The sequence below is a fragment of the Pseudoalteromonas aquimarina genome (genome assembly GCF_049257255.1).
Lineage (GTDB): Bacteria > Pseudomonadota > Gammaproteobacteria > Enterobacterales > Alteromonadaceae > Pseudoalteromonas.
The window spans coordinates 555881-580939 of the sequence record NZ_JBMMUG010000002.1; the positions used below are offsets into that span (position 1 = coordinate 555881).

Here is a 25059-nt window from a genome sequence, read left to right on the forward strand (position 1 = left end):
AAAGTACTAAACGCTTTCGGTTTCAAATGATTTAATCAGGTTATAAAGCCCTGTTAAACAACCAACTTGATATGTTGCCCCAACAGTGTCTTCCACTTTTTCCCCTTCATGGTTTATCCAGCAGGTATCTAGACCGGCATTTTTACCACCCAAAATATCAGAACTCAGTGTATCACCTACCATCAATACGTTTGATTTGTCTGGATTTCCAAACAGCTGTAAGGCATGGTCAAAAATAGCGATATTTGGTTTTGCTACGCCAACCTGCTCTGAAATAATCACATGTTCAAAAAAGTGCGTTAAATCAGTACGAGCTAGTCGCACTTGCTGCAGTGCGGTAAATCCATTGGTGATAATTGCAAGCTTTGCTTTACCATGAAGCAACTCTAGTAACTTTCGTGCCCCTGGTAAACATTGACAAATATCTGCCATTGCCTCAATAAATTGCTGATTTAATAGCGCAGGATCAACATCTAATTTATCACCCCACAGCGTAAAGCGTTTTACTTGTAACTCTTTCGCGCTAATGGTGCCATTTTGGTAATCAACCCAAAGTGGTTTATTAACCGATTGAAACTCATCAAAATCGGATTTTTCAAATACGATATTGTAGTGTGAAAAAAGCTGTTTTAAGCCTGCAAAAGCATCGAAATGAAACAAGGTTTCATCAGCATCAAAAACGATCCATTGGTACTTCATTAATTATCCAATTTACACATTAAACAGTTGTTGATTAACAAATGGCGCAAGCGCGGTAGTAATCGCCATGGTATAAACGCTCTCGCGGGTAACTAAATTATTAGTTAATAACGCCATTGCACCACCCTTTTGTTTAACATTTTCAGTATTAAACAACCTATCCATCACATGCCCTAGCTCTTCACCTTCACATAGGGCTTGGTAAACCACTTTTGGCATAGGTAAATTACTACTACGTCCAACTTGCACATGTTGTTTGTTATCAATCACAATATAAGCAAAGGTTGCTGGGCCATAGTTAAAATTATCAACGCCACCTTCAATAGCAACATACCAATCCGCCTGAAAATGAGTTTTGGCATAAGAAACTCTATTTTCTGCACCGAGCAGGGTTTCTTCTGCTGTCATCGGTTGGTCAGCGACCCCAGAGGGTGCTGAGACCCCTTCGCAACTAAATACCACATTTTGAAACATGGCTGAAAATGCATTTTTTACCGCATTGATTTTGACTGGATTTTTTGAACCGATAATAATTTTTTGGCTTTTCTTACTCATTACGTACAATTCTTATTAAATTAAAAGTCGCCTATCACTTTCTTAATGTGGTGCGAGTTTTTATAATACCGCCATTGTGCTAACTGCCCATTCAATTAGCAAGTAGGTGGTTTAGCGAAATTTTAGATTTAGGAAACATTATGAGCCAAGCTCGTGGTAATTTATTTATTTTATCAGCGCCATCTGGTGCGGGTAAATCTAGCTTAATCAATGCGCTACTTGAGCGTCATAGCGATATGAAAGTGTCGGTATCACACACTACTCGCTCTCCTCGTCCCGGTGAAGAAAATGGCGTGCACTATCATTTTGTAACTCAAGATGAATTCAAACAGGTGATTGCGGATGATGGTTTTTTAGAGTGGGCTCAAGTATTTGATAATTACTACGGTACTTCAAAGCAAAGTATCGAGGCACAGTTGGCAAATGGTATCGATGTATTTTTAGATATCGATTGGCAAGGTGCACGTCAAATTCGTGAGTTGGTTAACGATGTTCGCACTATTTTTATCGTGCCACCATCAAAGCAAGAGCTTGAGTCTCGCCTTAATAATCGCGGCCAAGACAGTGCTGAAGTAATTAAAGGTCGCATGGAAAAAGCCCAATCAGAAACGTCACATTACAACGAGTATGACTACCTGATTGTAAATGATGATTTTGATACTGCACTTTACCAGTTGGAAAGCATCGTTTTTGCTTCTCGTTTAGCACAATCTAACCAAGCACTTAAGTATCAGCATTTATTGCAGGATTTATTGGCGGATTAAATTAATCCAAGTATTGGCTATTTTCTTCGCATCAAGTAAACTACGCTTTTGCGAATGATAAATTTTTGGAGTGCCTAATGGCTCGAGTAACTGTTGAAGATGCAGTAGATAAGATTGGTAACCGTTTTGACCTTATTTTAGTTGCGGCTCGCCGTGCGCGCCAAATCGCAACTGGTGGCAAAGATCCTATGGTTGATGCTGAAAACGATAAGCCTACTGTTATCGCACTACGTGAAATTGAAAAAGGATTAGTAACTAACGATTCTTTAGATTCACTAGAGCGTGAAGACCAGCAAAATCAAGAAGCGGCTGAACTAGCTGCGGTTGCTGCTATCGTTGGTGGTCACCAATAAGCAAATAATCTTGCTTACTGCTCTCGCTATCCTTTGCAGAGTAGTCTTACCAGCGACTGTTCGACTTTTTAATAAGAAACAGTCGTTGGCAATCCCTTCCAATTCATCGTATATTGTTATCAATTCCCCTCTATAGCTAGTATTGGAGCATAAATGTATCTTTTTGAAGGTCTTAAAAAGAACATCTCAAACTATTTAACGCAAGAACAAGTTGAGCTTGTGCAAAAAGCCTACGTGGTAGCGCGTGATGCTCACGAGGGACAAACGCGTTCAAGCGGTGAGCCTTATATCACTCACCCTGTTGAAGTAACTCAAATTCTTGCCAATATGCGTTTAGATCATGAAACGTTAATGGCTGCATTAATGCATGATGTAATTGAAGATACAGACTTTAGCCAGCAAGACCTAGCTGAGATTTTTGGTGATACCGTTGCTGAATTAGTTGAGGGTGTATCTAAGCTTGATAAGCTCAGCTTTAAAGATCAAAAAGAATTCCAAGCCGAAAACTATCGCAAAATGATTATGGCAATGACGCAAGATATTCGCGTTATTCTTATAAAACTGGCAGACCGCACGCACAATATGCGTACCCTTGGCGCACTTCGCCCAGAAAAACGTCGCCGCATTGCCCGTGAAACCCTTGAGATTTTTGCACCGATTGCCAACCGCCTTGGTATTCATGATATTAAAAATGAATTAGAAGATTTAGGTTTTCAAGCGCTTTACCCTATGCGTCATCGCGCATTAAAAAACGAAGTAACGAAAGCGCGCGGTAACCGTAAAGAAATTATTCAGAACATTCAGAACGAAATTATCTCACGTATTGAAGAGTCAGGTATCGAAGTTGATGTGTCAGGTCGCGAAAAGCATCTGTACAGCATTTACCGTAAAATGCTTAACAAAGAGCTGATGTTTAACGAGGTAATGGATATTTACGCGTTCCGTATCGTCGTTGATTCAATGGATACTTGCTATCGTGTGCTCGGGGTTGTTCACAATTTATTTAAGCCCATTGAAACTCGCTTTAAAGATTATATTGCCGTACCAAAAACTAATGGTTATCAATCGTTACACACTTCATTAGTCGGTCCTCATGGTATTCCAGTGGAAATTCAAATTCGTACTCACGAAATGGATCAAATGGCAGACAAAGGGGTTGCAGCACATTGGCTTTATAAGAAAGCAGGTGATAGTGCTGGTAATACTGCACAACAGCGAGCTCGCCAGTGGATGCAAAGCTTGCTTGAATTACAACAAAGCGCAGGCTCTTCATTCGAATTTGTTGAGAACGTTAAAACTGAGCTGTTCCCTGAAGAAATTTATGTATTTACCCCAGATGGTCGTATTATCGAGCTACCAATGGGTGCAACAGCGGTAGATTTTGCCTATGCAGTTCACACCGATGTTGGTAATACATGTGTTGGTGTACGAGTAAACAGAAAGCCATACCCTTTGAGCGCTGCGCTTGATACCGGTCAAACGGTTGAAGTTATTACCAGCTCAGGGGCTCACCCCAATGCAACATGGCTTAACTTTATTGTTACTGCCAAAGCCCGTATGGGAGTTCAAAGGTACCTTAAGAAGCAAGAGCATGAGGAAGCACTGCAGCTAGGCCGTCGTCTGCTTGAATCAGCGCTTGGTGAACACCACCTGAGCGATATTAGTGAAGAAGCCCTAGCGCGCACTGTTGAAGAACACAATGTTGATTCTCTTGATAAGCTTCTTACAGAAATAGGCACCGGTAACATTCTCAGTATGCTTGTTGCAAAGCGCATGCTACAAGAAGAAGGACAGGAAGTAGGCGATATTAATCACAGCAGCAAAGCCGCCATTATTGGTACGGAAGGTATGCTTGTGAACTATTCAAAATGTTGCCGCCCAGTACCTGGGGACGAAATTGTTGCGCATATCAGCCAAGGTAAAGGCCTTGCAGTTCACCGCCAAGAATGTAAAAACATTCGCGGCTGGCAACAAGAGCGATCTAAGTACTTTATTGTTAAATGGGAAGACAACCCAGAGAAAGAATATATTGCAGCACTTCGTGTTGAAATTATAAACCACCAAGGCGCACTCGCTAAACTTACTAGTCTAGTGTCAACGACAGCGGCAAACATTGTCGAAATTAGTACCGAAGAAAAAGAGAGTAACTTATACCTAATTGATCTAGGTATCACAGTGAAAGACCGTGTTCATGTCGCTAATATAATGCGCCGTATTCGAGTAATGCCCGATGTACAAAAAGTATATCGTCGTAAGTAATTAAGAAGATAAATTATGACAAAATCTATTATTAGCACTGATAAAGCACCAGCAGCAATTGGTACTTATAGCCAAGCTGTTAAGGTAGGCACAACTGTTTACCTTTCAGGTCAAATCCCACTAGTTCCAGAAACAATGGAAATGGTGTCAGATGATTTTACTGAGCAAACGCATCAAGTATTTAAAAATCTTGTGTCGGTTTGCCAAGCTGCTGGCGGCGAAATCCAAAATATGGTTAAGGTAAATATCTTCCTTACCGATTTATCAAACTTCGCTACGGTTAATGAAGTAATGAGCCAATACTTCCACGAACCATACCCTGCACGTGCAGCAATTGGTGTTGCACAACTGCCAAAAGATTCACAAATTGAAATTGACGGTATTTTAGAGCTACCATCAACTAATTAATTATTTTTGCTAAATATGCAAAATAATGACAAAAATTAAATAGAAAGGGCTGTTAAGCCCTTTTTTTTATGCTAAAAAAACATGTATAGTTTGTTAATCATAATGGCTTAGGAGCTTAGGTGTTTACTCTCAATAACGATAATCAAGTTGTACTAACGGTTTCTGAGCAAACGCCGATGCCACCAAGTGCAGACTTTGTATTTCAAGCACTTGCTAACTCAGAGTTTGCCGATTGTTATGTCTTAAGCAAAGAGGTAAAAGAAGCCTTTCGCTCTGGTGATTTTGAAGAACTAATTGTTGCAGAAAAACATGATGCAACCTTAAACATCACGATTGCCGAAGATAAAATGTCTGCAACAGCCACCCTCACCACCGCTTACGGCGGTGAGCTAATGTCTGTTAGCACCGCGCTTGAGCTTGTTAATGACGCTAAAATTACCCGCGGCTTTAAAGATGCCTTACTCGAATCTCTTTTGGGTAAACAGTTTGAATCTCCTCCAGGTAAAGAAATTTCAGCGATTATAGCCAAAGGTCAACTGCCTGTAGCAGGTAAGAATGGCTACTTAGAAAAAAACGTTCAAACCCTTGCTGATCGTGTTCGCCAGCCTAAACGACGTGAAGATGGCTCGGTTGATATGCGTGATTTTGGTGCTCTTGCCAGCGTTAAACCGGGTGATACTTTAATGACTCATCACTTTGCCACGCTTGGTCGTGATGGTTTCAATGTTATTGGCGAAGTTCTTAAAGCAAAGCCTGGTGATGAAGTAAAACTAATTGCAGGGGAAGGTACTGAACTTAGCGGTACCGATGATAAATACCTGATAGCTTCTATCTCAGGTGTGCCGGTGGATGATAAGTATGGTATGCGCGTAGATGATGTATTTACCATTCCAAATGTCGATGTAAAGTCAGGTCATATTGATTTTGACGGCTCAGTAATTATTACTGAAAACATTGAACCAGGTATGAAAGTAACTGCAAAAGGTGATATTACCGTTTTCGGCAGTGTCGAATCAGCAGAATTAAACGCCACTGGAAGTATTGAGATTAAAGAAGGGTGTTTAGGCCACACTAAAGATAATGACGAGTTATCAAATAAAATTATCTGCGATGGAAACTTAACCATTAGCTACGCCCAATATACTTACCTTTCAGGCAATCAAGTTAAAATTAAATCACAGGCCAGCCACTGCCATATTAAAGCCAAAAATGAACTTATGATTGGCAATCCCGAAAAAGGCGATGGCAAACTTATTGGTGGTAAGGTGCTTGATGCAAAAACCATGATTTGTGGTGAAGTGGGTACTGAAAAAGGCGCCCACACTCAAATTCATTTAGGCCATGCAGCAGTGCTGTTAAAGCAACGCACTGATGAGATTTTTGAGCAAGTGCGTTTATGTAACCAACAATTAGAAGCACTTGAAAGCGAATTCGACAGAGCCCTTACCATTGAAGATGCCGACAAACAGCAGAACTTGCTGATCGAAATTTCTGACAAGCAAAACCTAAATGAGCAACTAATTGAATTATTGCCAAATAAAGCTGCCAAACTTGAGCGTGCAATTCATATGCTGCGCGATTACTGTTATCTCGAAGTACAAAAGTCGCTTCACTCAAATGTTGAGCTGCGTATTTTCAATAAAGTACTTAAAACTGCACGCAGCTACCCGCCGCTAACAGCTCGCATTGATAAGAACAAAATTGAATTAGAATTTAAAACGACCTAACCGCCATGACGCAGTACAAAATGGATAACCTCGACAAATCAATTCTTCATGCCTTGATGGACAATGCTCGAGTACCTTACTCTGAGCTTGCGAAAAAGTTTGATGTGAGTGCCGGTACAATTCATGTGCGCGTCGAAAAAATGAAACAAGCCAATATCATTGCTGGCACAAAAGTGTCAGTTAATGAAAAAAACCTTGGCTACGATGTATGCTGTTTTATTGGGATCAATCTTAAAAATGCCAAAGACTACCCAGATACAATTAAACGCTTAGATGCCCTTGATGAAGTGGTAGAAGCATATTACACAACAGGTAATTACAGCATTTTTATCAAAGTGGTTACACGTTCAATTGACCATTTGCAGGATGTGCTAATTAATAAAATTCAAGCCATTGATGCAATTCAATCAACCGAAACACTAATTTCATTACAGAACCCAATTAACCGCGATGTCACGCCATAGGCACAATCATTGCGAGACCTCTTACAGCTAGGTATAATCGCCGCGAATTTTCCGGAGAATACCCAATGGCTGATAACCGATTTAAACGCGTAAAAACTGTACTCGACAAACGTCAACTAGACTTAACCGTATGTTTAGATGAAGTACATAAACACCATAACTTATCAGCTATTGTGCGTACTGCGGATGCAGTGGGTTGTCATCATGTTCATGCTGTTTGGCCAAAAGAACAAAGACGTCTCACAAATAATACATCTGGCGGCAGCAAAAACTGGGTTGAAACCCATATGCATAACGATATTGACGATGCCGTTAAAGCAATTCGTGAACAAATTCCTGGCGTGCAAATATTAGCAACTAACCTGTCTGAAAGCGCGGTTGATTTTCGTGAAATCGATTACACCAAACCAACTGCGATTATCGTAGGCCAAGAACGCGATGGTATCTCAGACAAAGCGCTCGCACATGCCGATCAACATATCATCATTCCAATGGAAGGCATGGTGCAATCATTAAATGTATCCGTTGCCGCAGCGTTAATTCTTTATGAGGCGCAGCGTCAACGTGAAAATGCCGATATGTATCAGCCGAATGACAATCTCGATAAAGATACCAAGCACACCTTGTTATTCGAAGGCTGTCATCCAATTATCGCCCAGCAATGCCGCCAAAAAGGTCTACCTTATCCAGCATTAGATGAAGAAGGTGAAATCGTAGCCGATGAGGCTTTTTGGAATACGCTGCGCTTTACTAAACAAGCTTAAAATACTGGTTATTTTTACAGTTATCTATTGCAACTTTAAAGTTAACCTGTTAAAAACCAAGGAAGGTAAATATTAAAGGATGGTTATGGCAATTGATCTTGCCTCATACCCAGTCACAGAACTCAAAGGTGCTGGGCCAAAAATTGCAGAGCGTTTAGCAAAACTGCAGATTTTTACCGTCCAAGATTTATTATTCCATTTGCCGCTGCGTTATGAAGATCGCACTCGCATCTACCCAATTTGCGAGCTGCAAGCGCATTACCATGTCAGCATTGAAGCAACCATTGAAAACACCAACATAAGTCTTGGTAAGCGTCGTATGCTTAATTGCCAAGTTAACGACGGCACAGGTCGCTTAACATTGCGCTTTTTTACCTTTACAGCTGCGCAAAAAAACAACCTAGCTGTTGGCAGTAAAATTCGTTGCTTTGGCGAAATTCGTCGCGGCCGTAATGGCTATGAAATGGCTCATCCAGAATATAAAATCTTAAACGATAATGGCTTTAATGAAATGGAAGAGTCTTTAACCCCTGTTTATCCAACAACTGAAGGGTTAAAACAGCTATCGCTTAGAAAGTTATGTGATCAAGCTGTGACGTTATTAGAACGCTACGATATTGAAGAATTACTGCCAAGCCAATATCAGCCACAGGGGTATAGTTTAAAACAAGCACTACTCACCTTACATAAACCAAGCCCTGAAGAAAGCACCTTATTACTTGAGCAAGGACTACATCCTGCACAGCAACGTTTAGCCTTTGAAGAGATCCTCGCTCAAAATCTAAGTTTGTTAAAACTGCGTGCCAAAGGACAGGTTCATATGGCGGTAACCCTGCCACCAACCAATGCTCTTGAACCCCAACTGCTAGCGCAGCTACCGTTTACACCAACCAATGCGCAACAACGTGTTGTGGCTGAAATAAAGCAAGATCTTACTAAGCCCTACCCTATGATGCGTCTCGTCCAAGGTGATGTTGGGTCTGGAAAAACCTTAGTAGCAGCGATGTCAGCGCTTGCAGCTATTAGCCAAGGCTACCAAGTGGCTTTAATGGCTCCGACAGAGATACTCGCTGAGCAACATGCCAATGCATTCCGTAACTGGTTTGAAGCTTTAGGCATTACCACAGCTTGGCTTGCTGGCAAAACAAAAGGCAAAGAGCGCGCATTAGCGCTTGAGCAAATTGCATCGGGCGAAGCGCAGATGGTAATTGGCACCCATGCACTCTTTCAAGAGCAAGTCACTTTTAATAATTTAGCGCTTATTATTATTGATGAGCAGCACCGCTTTGGTGTTCATCAGCGCTTAGAACTTAGGGAAAAAGGCAAAAATGGCAACTGTTATCCGCATCAGTTAGTTATGACTGCTACACCAATTCCTCGTACGCTCGCAATGACTGCGTATGCAGATTTAGAAACCTCAATTATTGATGAGTTACCACCGGGAAGAACTCCCATTACAACAGTGGCGATCCCAGATACACGCCGCCAAGATATTATTAAACGCGTCCAGCAATCAGTGATTCAAGATAAACGCCAAGTGTATTGGGTATGCACACTGATTGAAGAGTCAGAAGCACTACAATGTCAAGCAGCTGAAGATACCGCTAAAGAACTAGCAAATTTTCTGCCTGATGTGTCCATAGAGCTTGTTCACGGCCGAATGAAGCCAGCTGAAAAACAATTTATTATGGCGGAGTTCAAGGCCGGTAAAATTGATGTTTTAGTTGCCACAACCGTGATTGAAGTGGGTGTTGATGTACCCAACGCCAGCTTAATCATTATTGAAAACCCTGAACGTTTGGGACTTGCTCAGTTGCACCAGCTACGAGGCCGTGTTGGTCGCGGGGCTGTGGCATCACATTGTGTACTGCTATATCACCCGCCGCTGTCAACCACCGGACAAAAACGATTAGGTGTGCTGCGCGACAGTAATGATGGTTTTGTTATTGCTGAGCGTGATTTAGAAATACGTGGCCCAGGTGAAGTGCTGGGAACAAAACAAACAGGACTCGCCGAATTTAAAATTGCCGATTTAGTAAGAGACAAAACGATCGTGGCGCAAGTTCGCCCTGTTGCCAAACGTTTTATAGAAGAACATCAAGAACTTGCGGAAAAAATCATTACCCGCTGGTTACCCAATAAAGAACAATTTGCCCAAGCTTAATTTATTTTTTTGCTCTCGCTAGTACGCTTGGGGGCATTTTAGCAGCAAGCAGCGCTAGTTTCTTTTCGACTTCTTTATGCTGCTGTTTATCATAAATCAGTGCCCCATTGAGCCAGCGATAAGCATCTTCAAAATCTCTTGGACTACCCAGGCCGGCATTGAATAAATCCACTAAGCGTATTTGCGCATTAAGATTGCCAAGTGATGCCGCTTCTCTTAAATAGACGATGGCTTTATCTAAATCGGGTTGCACCAATTGACCTACATGATAATAACGCCCTAATTGCTCAAGCGCAGCAGCTAAGCCTTGATCTGCAGCCTCACGCATGTAATACACACCTAAGTCTACATCACGCTCAACACACACAGCATAAGCAAGCATATCGCCATAGAGGAATTGATATGCAGGTACTTTCATTTTACTCGCGCGCGCTTCGATATCTTGCACTAACTGACAATCATCTAATTTCACGCGGGTTAAATGTTCATTTTTATTTATTAATTTAATTAACTCATCTTGGCTGTAGATTTGCACTGCTTGAAGCTCTGGTGTTTCAGCAAATACATCTGTAGCTCTTAGCAGTAAGCAAGATGCTATAGCAGTTAGACTTAATGTTTTAACAAATAAACTCATATATATACTCAAGCAATTTCATATGCCGCAATCGTGATAACAACTACCAAATATTGATACAAAATATATACCAACCTGTAAATTTCAGGCATAAAAAAAGCTGCCATAAGCAGCTTTTTTTTAGAAATCTAGATTATTCACCAAATGGGTTACGAACAATCATTGTTTCTACACGGTCAGGACCTGTCGAAATGATATCGATTGGCACACCTGTGATTTCTTCTAAACGCTTGATGTAGTTGCGAGCAGCTTCTGGTAAACCTTCATAAGTAGTTACACCAAAAGTATTTTCGCTCCAACCAGGCATTTCTTCGTATACTGGTGTTACTTTCTCGTAACCTTCAGCAGCTAATGGTGTTACGTTTGTAACTGTACCATCTTCTTGCTTGTAACCAGTACAGATCTTAATTGTTTCTAAGCCATCTAAAACATCAAGCTTAGTTAAACAGAAACCTGTAATTGAGTTAATTTGAATCGCGCGGCGCATTGCAACAGCATCAAACCAACCTGTACGACGTAAACGACCCGTTGTAGCACCAAACTCGTGACCTTTCTCACCAAGGTGTTTACCAACTGGATCTTGCTTGTCTTGGCCGTCATAAAGCTCTGTAGGGAATGGACCCGAACCAACACGTGTTGTGTATGCTTTAACAATACCTAGTACATAGTCTAGATTTAATGGACCAAAACCAGCACCGGTAGCAACACCGCCAGCTGTTGTATTTGAAGATGTTACGTACGGGTATGTACCATGGTCGATATCAAGTAATGTACCTTGAGCACCTTCAAATAAGATGTGCTCGCCGTTATTACGTGCTTGATCAAGTAACTCAGTTACATCAACAACCATTGACTTAAGAGTCTCAGCAACTTCCATTGCAGCATCAAATGTTTCTTGATAATCAACAGCATCAACTTTGTAGTAATTAACAAGTGCAAAGTTGTGGTACTCAAGTACTTCTTTTAGTTTCTCAGCGAATAACTCTGGGTTGAATAAATCGCCAACGCGTAAACCGCGACGAGCAACTTTATCTTCGTATGCTGGACCGATACCACGACCTGTAGTACCAATTGCTTTAGAACCACGCGCTTCTTCACGAGCCATATCTAATGCTACGTGATATGGAAGAATTAGCGGACACGCTTCAGAAATTAATAAACGCTCTTTTACTGGCACGCCACGTTCTTCTAACATGCCGATTTCGCGCATTAGTGCATCTGGTGCAAGTACAACACCATTACCAATAATACATTTTACATTGTCACGTAAAACACCTGATGGGATAAGGTGAAGAACCGTTTTCTCACCATTAATAACGAGTGTGTGACCTGCATTGTGACCACCTTGATAGCGAACAACTAAAGACGCTTTATCTGTAAGTAGGTCTACAACCTTACCTTTACCTTCGTCACCCCATTGGGTGCCTAATACAACGACGTTTTTACCCATTGTAACTTCACTTAAAGAAAATTAGGCGCAGATTCTATCAAAAAACAGGGGCAAAGATCACCCCGTTTCGCAGCTTTTTTCATCATTTTATCTAAATAACTGTAATTAAATTGGTATATACAAGCGCTTTAAGTACTGATGTTTTTAGATTATTTACCAAAAATTATAATTTTTATTTAATCGAACAGTATTTTTAATTTTTAAGGTTTTAGCCACATAAAAAGTAGCCAACCGACTAAAATTAGAGCAACACCCACAACTCGAAGCTGCCCGTCCGACAACTGACTTAACTCACGTAAATACTCACGCCATTTTGCAGGGAAAAGCGCTGGTCCTAATCCCTCAAAAATCAGTAACAATGAAAATGCTAACAGCAACACATCAAAGCTCATTATTTTCTCCCCAAAAAAAAGCCCTGCAATTGCAGGGCTTAGTTAATCAATTAGCAATTCTGATTATTTTCCAGTTTGCTTCATGTATTTAAAGAAGTCGCTATCTGGGCTTAACACCATCACATCTTCTTTATTCTTAAAGGTTGCTTTGTAAGCATCAAGGCTACGTAAGAAGCTATAAAACTCTGCATCTTTGTTATACGCATCAGCATAGATTTTTGCAGCTAACGCATCACCTTCACCGCGTACACTTCGCGCATTACGCTCTGCGTCTGCCAGCATAACAGTAACTCGACGGTCTACATCAGCTCGAATTTCTTCTGCCTTTTCCATACCTTCTGAACGGTGCTCTTTAGCCACAGCTGAACGCTCTGCACGCATACGTTGGAAAATTGAGTTACTAACTTCCGTAGGTAAGTTAATTTTCTTCACACGTACGTCAAGCACTTCAATACCTAACTCAGCAGCACTTTCAGATGCTTGCGATAACGCTTCTTGCATCAGTGCACTACGTTCACCAGAAACAATTTCACGAATCGTACGCGAACCAAAGTTAGTTCTTAAACCGTTGTTCACTTTTTGCTTAAGTAGTGTTTCTGCGTATTGCTTATCACCACGAGCACGAAGATAAAACTTACTAAAGTCTTTAACGCGCCATTTAACATATGAATCAACAATAAGGTCTTTCTTTTCACTCGTAACGAAGCGATCAGGTGCACCATCTAATGTTTGAATACGTGAGTCAAGTTTACGTACTTGTGAAATAAACGGTACTTTAAACTGCAGACCCGGTTCATAAACCACTGCATTATCAACACCGTCTTTCTTAACTTTGCTGAATTCAAGAACAATTGCTTTTTGACCTTCAGGTACAACAAATACACTAGAGAAAGCTAGCATTGTTACAATAACAGCAATAACTAATCCAAAGTTTCTCATTGGTTGTATCTCCCTGAATTATAACGGTCGTTTGAATAGCGATCGCTCGATGAATTCAATTGACTGTTCTGCGATGAGCCTAATTGCTGTCTTAAGTTATCCACGTCATTACGCTGTTTTACTGGTGTTGCATTTACTGATGACTGCTGGATAATTTTATCCAGTGGTAGATACATCATATTATTGCCACCTTTAACATCAACAAGCACTTTAGATGTGCTACCAAGCACTTCTTCCATTGCTTCAATGTATAAACGCTGACGGGTAACTTGTTTAGCAGCTTGATATTCAGGAAGTAAACGTTCGAAACGTGCAATTTCACCCTGTGCTTCAAGTGTTACACGCTCTTTATAAGCTTCAGCTTCCTGCGTCATACGAGTCACACGACCACGTGCACTCGGCTCTATTTCACGTGCATAAGCTTCAGCTTCACGAATAAAACGCTCTTCATCTTCTTGAGCAGCAATAGCATCATCAAATGCATCTTTAACTTCTGACGGTGGACGCGCATCTTTAAAGTTTACATCAGTCAGTACGATACCTAAGTTGTAAGGAGTGATGATTTTTTCAAGCTCCTGCCAAGTTTCTTGACGAACTTGCTCACGACCTTTCGTTAATACGTCATCCATTTTTGCATGACCAACAACATAGCGAAGCGCACTGTCTAACGCTTGTTGCAAACTGTGGTCTGCATCCGTCACACTAAAGCGATATAGGTATGCGTCTGTAACACGATACTGAACAACAAACTCAACACTTACCACGTTTTCATCTTCTGTCAGCATAAAGCCTGACGCTGATAATGAACGTACAGCTTCAACATCAACCGGAATTACGCGGTCAACAAATGTCATTTTCCAACGAAGACCTGGTAATGCTATTTCATGAAATTGACCAAAGCGTAGTACAACACCACGTTCAGCTTCTTTTACTGTGTAAAAACCGCTAATTGCCCAAACCGTTACAGCGATAATTAAAACAAAAACCAGTGCTGGGCCACTTAAACCGCCGTTACTTGATCCTTTTTTACCGCCAAATAAACCACCAAAACGGTCGCCATATTTGCGAAACACTTCATCTAAATCAGGTGGACCCTGATCTCGACCGCCCTTGTTATTCCATGGGTCTTTGTCGTTGCCATTGTTACCCGGCTCGTTCCAGGCCATAGCGCCACTCCAATATTAATAATTAAAATTAAACTTTGGTAAATTTACCAAAACCTTAGGGGATTTTCTAATTTTTACGGTAAACAAATATTATTGAAAAGTTAAACTACTAACTCTTCTATTTGTTCACCAAACTCTTTTTTCAATCGCTGCCAATCAGACATTGGCAATCTAACATCTAACAGCCAATTACCTAACTCATCAAAGTTTTCAGTTTGTACCGCATTCAAACGATACAAAGCGCCTTGTAAACGCCCTAACTGAGGCGGTATGCAAATATTTTCATGGAACATTTGCTCCGCTAAGCATTCACCTATTGCCTGTAACAACAACTCACAGCCAACCCCTGTTTGCGCTGAAAGCCAAACGCGAATTGGTCTACCTTCGTCATTGCGATCGATACGCGGTGACACTTCCTCAACTAAATCTATCTTGTTATAAACAAGTAATTGCGGCACTTCATCAGCATCAATTTCTTTTAAAACATGCTGAACTTGTTCGATATTCTCTTGCCTACGCGCATCTGCCACATCCACCACATGTAACTGCAAATCCGCTTCTCTTGTTTCAGCTAAAGTTGATTTAAATGCAGCAACCAAATCATGCGGTAAATGGCGAATAAAACCAACTGTGTCTGCAAGGATCGTTGAACCGAGATCGGGCACTTCTATTTTACGAAGTGTTGGGTCTAGGGTTGCAAATAATTGGTCTGCAGCATACACATCGCTATCTGTTATGCGATTGAATAAGGTCGATTTACCGGCATTGGTATAACCAACTAATGATACGGTTGGAATCTCATTTCGGTTTCGTGCACGACGCCCTTGTTCACGCTGTTTCGCTACTTTTTCTAAGCGTTTTAAAATATTTTTGATCTTGCCACGAATTAAACGTCGGTCAGTCTCAAGTTGTGTTTCACCCGGGCCACGAAGACCAATACCACCTTTTTGACGCTCAAGGTGCGTCCAACCACGGATTAATCGTGTTGAAATATGGCGTAATTGGGCTAGCTCAACTTGTAGTTTACCTTCATGCGTGCGAGCGCGTTGGGCAAAGATATCAAGAATTAAACTGGTTCTATCGAGCACACGACATTTACATATCGCCTCTAAGTTGCGTTCTTGTGAGGGGGTTAATTCGTGATTAAAGATGATTACATCTGCATCATGGATTTTGACAATCTCAGCAATCTCTTCAGCTTTACCGCTACCTACGAAAAATTTGGCATGCGGGGATTGACGACTGCCTTGCACAATCGTCAATGCATTGACACCAGCTGAAGAAACGAGCATTTCCAATTCTTGCAAATCTTCACGATCGCCTTCATTTGGAAATTCGATATGAACTAAGACTGCCTGTTCACCGGCTTCATAACGGTCAAACAAGCATTAAACTCCTATTAATTAGTAGTTACCGCTCTCGTCTTCTGAACCTTGCGTCGCTTGGAAATTAACAGCGCGCGCTGGTACAACAGTTGAAATAGCGTGTTTATAAACCATTTGGTTTACTGTGTTTTCTAATAAAATCACAAATTGGTCAAATGACTGAATTTTACCTTGTAGCTTAATACCGTTAACTAAATAGATTGCTACAGGAATACGTTCACGACGTAACGCGTTTAAAAATGGGTCTTGTAATGATTGGCCTTTTGCCATTGTTATTTTCCTTAGTTCTAGGTGTTCTTATAAAATTCGATAAATCTAACGAATTCAATTATTTTTACTGCACCACTCTACTAGCTTAGCGAACTTAACACGCGTTGCAAGTTTTCTTCATCGCCAGATTCTAGCCAAGTAATATTTTGCCAGCCACGCAACCAAGTTAACTGGCGTTTGGCAAGCTGACGCGTGGCAGCTATGCCTTTAAAAACCATTTCATCATAGTCACACTCTCCCGCCAAATAATCCCACATTTGACGATAACCTACACATCGAATAGATGGAAGATCAGGGTGTAAGTCTTTTCTCTGATATAGGGTCATAACTTCTTTTTCAAACCCCATATCGAGCATTATTTTAAATCTTTTTTCAATACGTTGGTGTAAAACCGCGCGATCGCTCGGTGCGATAGCAAACTGCAAAACGTCAAAAGGTAACGGCTCAACTTTTACTTTCTGTAGTTCGCTCATTGGTTTCCCAGTTAAGCGGTAAACTTCTAAGGCACGATTTATACGCTGCGAGTCATTTTCATTGATTTTACTTGCAGCGACCGGATCCACATCACTTAACATTTTATGCATTGCCGGCCAGCCTTTTTCTTGCGCTTCAATTTCTAATTGCGCTCGAATAGCTTGGTCAGCGTTGGGTAAAGGTGATAAACCTTCAAGCAATGCCTTAAAATACATCATGGTACCACCCACTAAGAGCGGAATTTTACCTTGGCTGTGCAACTGGGCAATATTATCTAGCGCATCACGGCGAAAGTCAGCAGCAGAATAACTATCAGCAGGATCGATTAAATCGATGAGTCGATGCGGTGCTAATGCCAGCTCATCTGTATTTGGCTTCGCAGAACCAATATCCATACCCTTGTAAACTAGGGCAGAGTCCACGCTAATTACTTCAGTATTTAAATGCTGACACAACTGTATTGCTAAATCTGTTTTACCAGATGCTGTTGGACCCATTAAGCAGATAATTGGCAATTGTTGCAAGGTTTTACCTCTGTTCGCTTAAGTACTAAATGCACTTTCAAAGTTAGTCAAAAAGACTGTTATCTAAGTCAATTTTAACAGTTTTCGATTTAAAACTGGCAATTAATTCAGGCTTTTTTACTACTAACTCGACTAATTGTTTAGTTATTGAGTAATTTAGCGCTTTCGCTTCAACAATTTGCTGTAACCAAGTAAGCCAAAATTGAAGCTCGGTTGCCGTTTGCGTCTCAGAAACATTTTCCACTAGATTATCTAAGATTAGATTAACATCCACTGAATAGAGCACTTCGGGTAACTTTTTCACTAATAAAAACTGTGAGTTAACAGCAATATCAAACCCTAAAATACCCAACCATGATAAATGCTGTTCTACCTTTTCAAGTAAATCACTAGACAAATTAATGCGCATTGGAAGCAATAAACTTTTGCTTTCTAATTGACCAAACTGCTCTACTTGCTGTTGCCAAAGCACTGGTAACGCTGGTGCTAAATCTATTAATTGTGGCTCACCAGATATTGAACGGAGTGCTTTTCCCTGACGTAAAGGCAATAATTCACTACAAACCACATTCGTATTGCTCTCATCTACATCATTAAATTCAACAGTTTTTGTTGCGTGAGGCAAACTTTGTTCTGCAACACCTTGATAAAATGCATTAACAGAATGCTGTCGGGTTGCTGTTGGTACATACGTCTGATGACTTAATGGTGATTTCGGGTAAGAAGATGACGTTTGCCCACCTGAATAAGATGGGCGTGCTTCACGTACATCAATCTCATTCGTTTGAGAGAGCGCACTTTCACCTAATGATAAGGGATATTCATTTTGCAAAGCTAAATCTTGTGCTGGAACGTCAGAGGTTATCAAAGGTTGCTCAAAGCTAATCGCTTGTCTTACAGCCTGAACAATAAAATCATGCACTAAGCGTCCTTGATGAAAACGTACTTCATGCTTTGCAGGATGCACATTTACATCGACTTGTCTTGGCTCTATGTCTAAATAAAGAACAAACCCTGGGATTTCATAACCAGGGGCATATTCCTCAAAGGTTTGACGAATTGCATGAAAAATGAGCTTGTCGCGCATCATACGCCCATTCACATAGGTGTATTGTGGCTCAGTTTTACTGCCCATAGGTAAAACCCAACCATGAAGACTAAGTCTTTCATCACCCGAATTAACGTACACAGCCTGTTGCTCAAATACCCTGCCAGCAACTTGAGCCACACGCTTTACATAGCTTTCTTGTTGCATTTGGGAGCGGTATTGCCTAACGACTTTCCCGTTGTGCTTTAGTGTAATTGCAACATCAAAACGCGATAGTGCAATTCGTTTTAATAATTCATCAATATGGTGAAATTCGGTTTTTTCCGTACGTAAAAATTTGCGCCTTGCAGGTGTATTAAAAAACAGGTCAACAACTTCTATTGTTGTGCCATTCGGATGCGATGCAGGCGTTATTTGCACCGCCATATCTCGCCCTTCTGCATACGCTTGCCAAGCCTCATCTTGGCTCTCGGTTTTAGAGGTTAGTGTAAGTCTTGATACTGAGCTAATTGAAGCAAGTGCTTCACCACGAAAGCCAAGCGAAATAATCTGCTCTAAATCATCTAACGACTTTATTTTACTGGTTGCATGCCGCGACAAGGCTAATGTTAGCTGATCTTTTTCAATACCAGCACCATTATCACGGATACGAATGAGCTTGTGACCACCGCGCTCTATATCTATTTGAATACGAGTTGCACCTGCATCAAGACTGTTTTCGACCAGCTCTTTAACAACCGATGCTGGTCTTTCAACCACTTCCCCTGCCGCAATTTGGTTAGCTAGGCGCGCAGGCAATATTTGTATAGACATAGTAATAATTCTGCTTTTGAGCGAGTTTAGCTTCTTGGAATAGCCAAATTTTGGCCTATAAAAAGCGTGTTTGAAGACAACTTATTCGCCTTTTTCAGTGAATTGACTGAAACGCCATAACGACTCGCCAGTAAACTTAGAGACTCACCAGAGCGCACTTTATGAAAACGTGGTTGGTCTTTTTTCACTTTGGCAAAATACGAATCTTCAGGTGGGTTATTTTTAAAATACCCTTTTACAGATTTGAAAATTGCGTTGGCCAGCTTTTCTTGATGCTCGCGGGTTTTAAGTAAGCGTTCTTCCGTCGGATTAGAAATAAAACCGGTTTCGACTAAAATCGATGGAATATCTGGTGATTTTAACACGGCTAAGCTCGCGGCTTGAGGCGTAGCTTTGTGCATTTTCGTCACTTTTTTCATCTCAGCAATCACATCTTCAGCAACTTCAAAGCCCGTTTTCATTGAATGATCCATCGACATATCAAGTAACGCTTGTGCTAAATACCTTTCTTGCTGCGTATCTTTTAAGACATCCGCTGCACCACCAAGTAATTCTGAGTGTTGCTCTCGATTCTCAATCCATTTACCAATTTCAGAGTTTGCACGTCTAAGTGATAATACCCAAACTGATCCGCCACGCGGTTGCGGCGAAGTAAACGCATCAGCATGAATAGAAATTAAAAAATCTGCTTTTTTGTCACGCGCGCGATCAGTACGAGTATTTAATTTTACATAGTAATCACCGGTGCGCGGCATTACCGCTTTCATGCCTTTTTCAGCGTTAATTTTGGCCGCTAAACGTTTTGCAATTTGTAACGTTATGGTTTTTTCATAGGTGCCTGAAGGTCCAATAGAACCGGGGTCTTCACCACCATGCCCAGCCACAACAGCAACAACAATATCGCGGTCACTACTGATATCACGACTTTTAACGACAGTCTCAGCTTTTGGTTTTTCTTTACTGTAAAGGTCAAATACTAAACGGTCACTGTATGGACCTGTTGGCGCCAATGAAAAAATCACTGGTTTTACAGGTGCTAATAGCTCAAATACTAAACGGGTATCTGATTTATTTTTGGGCGTGCTGTAGCGAATTTTCTTAACTAATTGATGTTTTTTTTCTATTTTTGGAAAGGTCGCATTGCGCCCAGGTGTTGATTTAATATCAACCACCAAACGTAGGGGATTTTTTAAAAAGAAATAGCTGTATTCTGGCTTTTCTTTCATATCCAGAACAACACGCGTGCTTTCTGGCGAAGGCCAAACACGCACACTATCAATTTTATTCGCAGCTTGTAAGCAAGTACTTACAAGCGACAAAAAAACAGCTATAAAACTGAAGTAAATTTGTTTACTAATCCAACTGTTAGTCATTCTTAAGCTTATTTATTATTGTAATGCCATTATCGGTATTGGCCGAAATGGTGATTTTACGCGCACTCTCTACATATTCCATTGTAATCTCTAGATCTGCTTGTGCAAGCATTCCAGCGCCTTTTTCAGGCCATTCTATAAGGCACACTGAATTATTTTCAAAATAATCTCGAATACCCATAAACTCTAATTCTTCAGGGTCTGCAAGGCGGTATAAGTCAAAATGATATATATTTTGTTCGGCTAATTCGTAAGGTTCCACAAGCGTATAAGTTGGACTTTTAACATTGCCTGTATGACCAAAACCTTGTACCACGCCACGTGTTAGCGTCGTTTTTCCTGCACCTAAATTACCATGTAAAAAGATCACTGCACCTTTATCTATTACTTGAGATAATTTAGTCCCCATGGCCACAGTGGCATTCTCATCAGCCAAAAAGCAATCAAAAACATGATCTTGTTGATTCATTTACTTCTCCACTAATCAACGTGTTTTCTTATAAAAGGAAATAAATCAGTAACTAACAAGCCCCGCTTTCCTTCTTGTTCAGCAATTTCTGCTGCTCTGCCGTGAATATTAACAGCCAATTGAACGGCTTCAAAGTCCGTCATACCCTGCGCAATTAAGGCTGCAATGATACCAGATAAACAATCTCCCATCCCAGCACTTGCCATGCTTGCTGAGCCTGAGGTATTTATCGCAATCACTTCGTGCTGACAAATCAAGCTACCAGCCCCTTTTAGTACCACTGTTGCATTGAATTTATTCGCTAATTTAGAGACTGAATCAAAGCGATTAAGTTCAATTTCAGCATTGGGTATTTGTAACAAACGCCCCGCTTCACCGGTATGAGGTGTTAAAACTGCATTTGATAATGTTTGAGCGTGCTTCGCAAGAAAGTTAAGGCCATCTGCATCAACCACGAGGCGCTTTGCATTATTAATAACCTTGTGCCAAATATTTTCAGCCCAACATGACTGGCCAAGCCCAGGACCAAGAACACAAATACCTGCTTTTTCAATTAAAGCTGTAAGTTGCTCGGGGTCAGAAATACCATGAACCATTAATTCATAACGCCCTTGCATTATGATGGCACGATTTTCAGGATGCGTGGCAACTGAAACAAGCCCTGCACCTGCGCGCAAACAAGCCTCTGCTGCAATACGAATAGCCCCAGGCATTGTTTCGTCTCCACCAATCAGCAAAACATGGCCTAATTGTTGTTTGTAGGCGTTGTTATGACGAGGCGGAAGTTGAGACTTTAATAATTCATAATCGACCAAAGTTACTGATGGTGAAACACTCTCTATAAATGATTGTGCCAGATCTAGACCTGCAAAAAACAGCTCTCCTACATATTCAGTTGCATTACCCGTTAACAAGCCCTGTTTTAACGCAATAAAACTCACCGTATAATTTGCTTTGATACAGGCTAATGCAACTTCCCCTGAAGTGGCATTTAATCCTGACGGTAGATCAACTGCAATAATAGGTTTGTTAAGTGCATTGACCTGAGTAATAACCTCTACATATTGTTCTGTTAACGCGCCATAGAACCCTATTCCCAGTAACGCATCAATATACACGTCGCAATCTGGGTCGAGTTCATTTACCACCTTACCACCGAGTTTTTCATAATCGTCATAGGCAAATTTTGCATCTCCAGTAAGTTGAGTTGGCGATTTAACACTGTAAACAGTGACATCAAAGTCATGCTGTAATGCATAATTAGCCACCCAATAACCATCGCCACCATTATTTCCGCCACCAGCAATAATTTGTATTTTTTCTGCATTTGCATATTTCAAAAGCATTAAATCGAATACCGATTGCGCAGCAGCTTGCATTAAAGAGTACATAGGGATGTTCTTTTTGGCAGCAACCAACGCCTCATGTTCTTTTACTTGTTGGGCGGTAAATGCAAACTGTGGTAAATTGGTGGTTAATTCTGACGTCATTTATTTCACCTACTGGTATGTCTACTCTTAACTATCCGAATTTGGTAGAAAAAATCAAGCTTTGGGCAAAAGAGCTTGGTTTTGATCAAGTCAATATTACGGATATTGATCTCTCACAACATGAAGCGCAATTACAACGCTGGCTAGATGCTGGCTACCATGGTGAAATGGAATATATGGCTGCACACGGTATGAAGCGAGCTCGTCCTGCTGAATTAGTACCGGGAACGCAGCGAGTTATTTCAGTAAGAATGAATTATTTGCCACCCGATGCAAGCTTTGCCAAAGATTTAAAAAATAAAGAAACGGCCTATATTAGCCGTTATGCACTTGGACGTGATTATCATAAATTGATGCGCAATCGTTTAAAGCAACTTGGTAAACTATTGGAAAAAGAGCTTGAAGCACACCAAGTATCTCTTGGATTTCGCCCTTTTGTCGACTCAGCTCCGGTTTTAGAAAGGCAACTAGCCGAAAAAGCAGGCCTAGGTTGGACTGGTAAACACACACTTATTTTAAATCAAGAAGCTGGTTCGTGGTTTTTTCTTGGCGAACTCTTTATTGACCTACCTTTACCCATCAATGAAGAAATTATTGAAGATAAATGCGGCAATTGTGTTGCGTGTATCACATCGTGTCCTACAGGTGCGATTGTCGAGCCCTATGTAGTAGATGCCAGACGCTGTATTTCATATTTAACCATTGAAAAACAAGGTGCTATTCCAGAAGAATTTCGCTCTCTTTTAGGTAACCGTATTTACGGATGCGATGATTGTCAGTTAGTTTGCCCTTGGAATCGCTATGGGCAAATAACCAAAGAAGATGATTTTCACATTCGTAAACAGCTAAAAAGCCAGGATTTACTGACATTATTTGCATGGGATGAAGCGACTTTCTTAAAAAATACCGAAGGTAGTGCGATTCGAAGAATTGGTATCGAAAGATGGCAGCGAAATATTGCAGTTGCGCTTGGCAATGCTCCTTATAGTGAAGCTGTTATCACTGCACTTGAAAATGCAAAACAAGATGCCTCCGAGCTGGTGTTAGAACATATCGAATGGGCTCTCAAAAAACAGCAACAAAAAATTTCATTAAAAGATAATAAAACCCAGCGCTTGATCCGCATTGTAGAAAAAGGATTGCCAAGAGACGCTTAATCTTTTGGCAATCTAGCTTATACCAACCCTCTTAATTAAGAAATCTCTTTTGAGGCAAGGAAAGCTAGTCGACAACAAGGCTAAAATTTTGCTATTTAGTTGTTCTAAATGAAAAATTTTTAACTCTGTTAGCGGCAGCTTTAAACCCTCAAAATGATTTTGTATTATTGAGGATTAGTATTATTTCAGCATTACACTTAAATCAGTTTCAATTTCAGTAAAGGCTCGCATTACATCTTGCAGTAAGTCTTCACGCGCAACTGATTTTTGAATGGTTTCATCTACTTTTTTGTAAATATAGAGTTCTTGATCTTCATCGAGCCCCATATGCGGTATGCGGTCCTCGAATTCTTCTTGTAACTCCCTAAAAATAGCTTCATTCATTTCATGGCTAAGATTTAATACTCCAACCAAATCTTCAAATTTATTGCGGATCATCGTAAATGCTTCACGCAATTTTAGTTTTTGGTTTGCCAATTGCTTACGCGTTAATATCGCATCCAACTGATGCTCTGTTACCCCCACCACAAAACAAATATTGTCACGGATTCGCCCAAGCCGTTCAGGATCGTCGCTCGGTAAGTTCATTATTAATAAACTTACTCGTGGATAATTAACTAAAATACGGGGCATAAATTCATATAAACGCCCTTTATTTTGCAACAGCTCAAATAACTCAACCACCATTGGTGAACAAAGTCCTTCTGAACTGTATTGCGAACGATGATTCTTAGTACGGAACTCAATACTGGTTTTCAAACCAAAGCTTCGCATACAGTTGATAAGCGCCTGAGCTAACTCTTCTTTGTCATCAATTTTACCAATCTGTTCAACATACTGAACTATGCTGCCCATTTCACTGCTATTTGCCATCGCATTAAATGCAGTGTCGGTCGCATCTTGCAGTTGCTGCTCAAGCATGCGTTTGTTTTCAACCACTTTAAAAAGTGTATCGAGTTTGCCTTGCAGTTCTTCTTGCCCAAAAGGCTTCACAATATAATCTTCAGCACCAACATTGTAGCCAGCAATACGCTCTTCTACCGAGCCGCGTGCGGAGACAAACATAACGGTGATATTAGATGTTTCAGGGTTTTCCTTTAAGCGGCGACACACTTCGTAACCGTCCATATCCGGCATGCTTACATCTAACAGAATCACACTCGGATTAATTTTAGTAACAACCTCTAAACACTCTGGGCCACTGGCAACACAATGCAAATCATAACTGTCTTCTAATATTTCTTCGATGATTTCTAAGTTAAACGGCTCGTCATCAACAGCAAGCACTGTATTTGAACTCATGGTTGACTCCTTGTAA

At 40.8% G+C, this 25059-nt stretch carries 24 protein-coding genes; 9 read left to right on the forward strand and 15 right to left on the reverse strand.

Translation table 11 applies throughout. The annotated features are described in order from the left end of the window. Positions 1-6: 6 nt before the first annotated feature. Both yjjG and yjjX read right to left on the reverse strand, forming a co-directional pair. The gene (yjjG, locus tag AAEU29_RS07500; protein WP_421972732.1) at positions 7-699 is read right to left on the reverse strand and encodes a pyrimidine 5'-nucleotidase; all 693 of its coding nucleotides are present in this window, start codon (positions 697-699) and stop codon (positions 7-9) included. Positions 700-711: 12 nt separating this feature from the next. Next, positions 712-1254: an inosine/xanthosine triphosphatase gene (yjjX, locus tag AAEU29_RS07505; protein WP_421972733.1), complete on the reverse strand. Its 543-nt coding sequence runs from the start codon at positions 1252-1254 to the stop codon at positions 712-714. Positions 1255-1394: 140 nt separating this feature from the next. Between yjjX and gmk the strand changes: the two genes are divergently transcribed. From gmk to recG, 8 genes are all read left to right on the forward strand, one after another. After that, positions 1395-2018: a guanylate kinase gene (gene gmk / locus AAEU29_RS07510; RefSeq protein WP_421972734.1), complete on the forward strand. Its 624-nt coding sequence runs from the start codon at positions 1395-1397 to the stop codon at positions 2016-2018. A 77-nt stretch (positions 2019-2095) separates the two neighbouring features. Beyond that, a complete protein-coding gene (gene rpoZ, locus AAEU29_RS07515) occupies positions 2096-2371 on the forward strand; it encodes a DNA-directed RNA polymerase subunit omega (RefSeq protein ID WP_421972735.1) in 276 nt (91 codons plus the stop codon). A gap of 153 nt (positions 2372-2524) precedes the next feature. Further along, the gene (spoT, locus tag AAEU29_RS07520; protein ID WP_421972736.1) at positions 2525-4630 is read left to right on the forward strand and encodes a bifunctional GTP diphosphokinase/guanosine-3',5'-bis pyrophosphate 3'-pyrophosphohydrolase; all 2106 of its coding nucleotides are present in this window, start codon (positions 2525-2527) and stop codon (positions 4628-4630) included. Between the two features lie 15 nt (positions 4631-4645). Next, positions 4646-5038 carry a RidA family protein gene (locus AAEU29_RS07525; RefSeq protein ID WP_372768853.1) on the forward strand — a complete coding sequence of 131 codons (393 nt, stop codon included), beginning with the start codon at positions 4646-4648 and terminating at the stop codon, positions 5036-5038. Positions 5039-5157: 119 nt separating this feature from the next. Then, positions 5158-6765 (forward strand): flagellar assembly protein A, encoded by a 1608-nt coding sequence (locus AAEU29_RS07530; RefSeq protein ID WP_421972737.1) that lies wholly within the window; start codon positions 5158-5160, stop codon positions 6763-6765. Positions 6766-6770: 5 nt separating this feature from the next. Next, positions 6771-7229, forward strand: a complete 459-nt coding sequence (asnC, locus tag AAEU29_RS07535) for a transcriptional regulator AsnC (protein WP_421972738.1) — start codon at positions 6771-6773, stop codon at positions 7227-7229. A 65-nt stretch (positions 7230-7294) separates the two neighbouring features. Continuing rightward, positions 7295-7993 carry a tRNA (guanosine(18)-2'-O)-methyltransferase TrmH gene (trmH, locus tag AAEU29_RS07540; protein WP_421972739.1) on the forward strand — a complete coding sequence of 233 codons (699 nt, stop codon included), beginning with the start codon at positions 7295-7297 and terminating at the stop codon, positions 7991-7993. Between the two features lie 85 nt (positions 7994-8078). Then, on the forward strand, positions 8079-10157 hold the full coding sequence (gene recG / locus AAEU29_RS07545) for an ATP-dependent DNA helicase RecG (protein ID WP_421972740.1): 2079 nt from the start codon (positions 8079-8081) through the stop codon (positions 10155-10157). A gap of 1 nt (position 10158) precedes the next feature. On the opposite strand, the gene AAEU29_RS07550 is transcribed toward recG, so the two are convergent. From AAEU29_RS07550 to AAEU29_RS07605, 12 genes are all read right to left on the reverse strand, one after another. Then, entirely contained in the window at positions 10159-10791 is a 633-nt protein-coding gene (locus tag AAEU29_RS07550; RefSeq protein WP_421972741.1) for a tetratricopeptide repeat protein, read from the reverse strand. 133 nt (positions 10792-10924) lie between these two features. Beyond that, on the reverse strand, positions 10925-12241 hold the full coding sequence (locus AAEU29_RS07555) for an adenylosuccinate synthase (RefSeq protein WP_421972742.1): 1317 nt from the start codon (positions 12239-12241) through the stop codon (positions 10925-10927). Between the two features lie 200 nt (positions 12242-12441). Then, positions 12442-12633, reverse strand: a complete 192-nt coding sequence (locus AAEU29_RS07560; RefSeq protein WP_421972743.1) for a DUF2065 domain-containing protein — start codon at positions 12631-12633, stop codon at positions 12442-12444. Between the two features lie 63 nt (positions 12634-12696). Next, positions 12697-13572 carry a protease modulator HflC gene (gene hflC, locus AAEU29_RS07565; protein ID WP_421972744.1) on the reverse strand — a complete coding sequence of 292 codons (876 nt, stop codon included), beginning with the start codon at positions 13570-13572 and terminating at the stop codon, positions 12697-12699. Then, on the reverse strand, positions 13569-14738 hold the full coding sequence (hflK, locus tag AAEU29_RS07570; RefSeq protein ID WP_421972745.1) for an FtsH protease activity modulator HflK: 1170 nt from the start codon (positions 14736-14738) through the stop codon (positions 13569-13571). Before hflK ends, hflC begins: the two co-directional genes overlap by 4 nt. 101 nt (positions 14739-14839) lie before the next feature. Then, complete coding sequence (gene hflX / locus AAEU29_RS07575; protein ID WP_421972746.1) at positions 14840-16123, reverse strand: ribosome rescue GTPase HflX; 1284 nt, start codon at positions 16121-16123, stop codon at positions 14840-14842. 18 nt (positions 16124-16141) lie between these two features. Continuing rightward, positions 16142-16393 (reverse strand): RNA chaperone Hfq, encoded by a 252-nt coding sequence (gene hfq, locus AAEU29_RS07580; RefSeq protein ID WP_038639716.1) that lies wholly within the window; start codon positions 16391-16393, stop codon positions 16142-16144. An 80-nt stretch (positions 16394-16473) separates the two neighbouring features. Then, positions 16474-17391 (reverse strand): tRNA (adenosine(37)-N6)-dimethylallyltransferase MiaA, encoded by a 918-nt coding sequence (gene miaA, locus AAEU29_RS07585; RefSeq protein ID WP_421972747.1) that lies wholly within the window; start codon positions 17389-17391, stop codon positions 16474-16476. A 43-nt stretch (positions 17392-17434) separates the two neighbouring features. Then, a complete protein-coding gene (gene mutL, locus AAEU29_RS07590) occupies positions 17435-19252 on the reverse strand; it encodes a DNA mismatch repair endonuclease MutL (RefSeq protein ID WP_421972748.1) in 1818 nt (605 codons plus the stop codon). A 26-nt stretch (positions 19253-19278) separates the two neighbouring features. Next, positions 19279-20610, reverse strand: coding sequence for an N-acetylmuramoyl-L-alanine amidase (locus tag AAEU29_RS07595; protein WP_421972808.1), 1332 nt, complete (start codon positions 20608-20610; stop codon positions 19279-19281). A 7-nt stretch (positions 20611-20617) separates the two neighbouring features. Beyond that, positions 20618-21094: a tRNA (adenosine(37)-N6)-threonylcarbamoyltransferase complex ATPase subunit type 1 TsaE gene (tsaE, locus tag AAEU29_RS07600; RefSeq protein ID WP_421972749.1), complete on the reverse strand. Its 477-nt coding sequence runs from the start codon at positions 21092-21094 to the stop codon at positions 20618-20620. Between the two features lie 11 nt (positions 21095-21105). Further along, on the reverse strand, positions 21106-22584 hold the full coding sequence (locus AAEU29_RS07605; protein ID WP_421972750.1) for an NAD(P)H-hydrate dehydratase: 1479 nt from the start codon (positions 22582-22584) through the stop codon (positions 21106-21108). 17 nt (positions 22585-22601) lie between these two features. On the opposite strand from AAEU29_RS07605, the gene queG reads away from it, so the two are divergent. Beyond that, entirely contained in the window at positions 22602-23741 is a 1140-nt protein-coding gene (gene queG, locus AAEU29_RS07610; protein ID WP_421972809.1) for a tRNA epoxyqueuosine(34) reductase QueG, read from the forward strand. Between the two features lie 180 nt (positions 23742-23921). On the opposite strand, the gene AAEU29_RS07615 is transcribed toward queG, so the two are convergent. Further along, on the reverse strand, positions 23922-25043 hold the full coding sequence (locus AAEU29_RS07615) for a response regulator (protein WP_274762421.1): 1122 nt from the start codon (positions 25041-25043) through the stop codon (positions 23922-23924). Positions 25044-25059 lie beyond the last annotated feature (16 nt).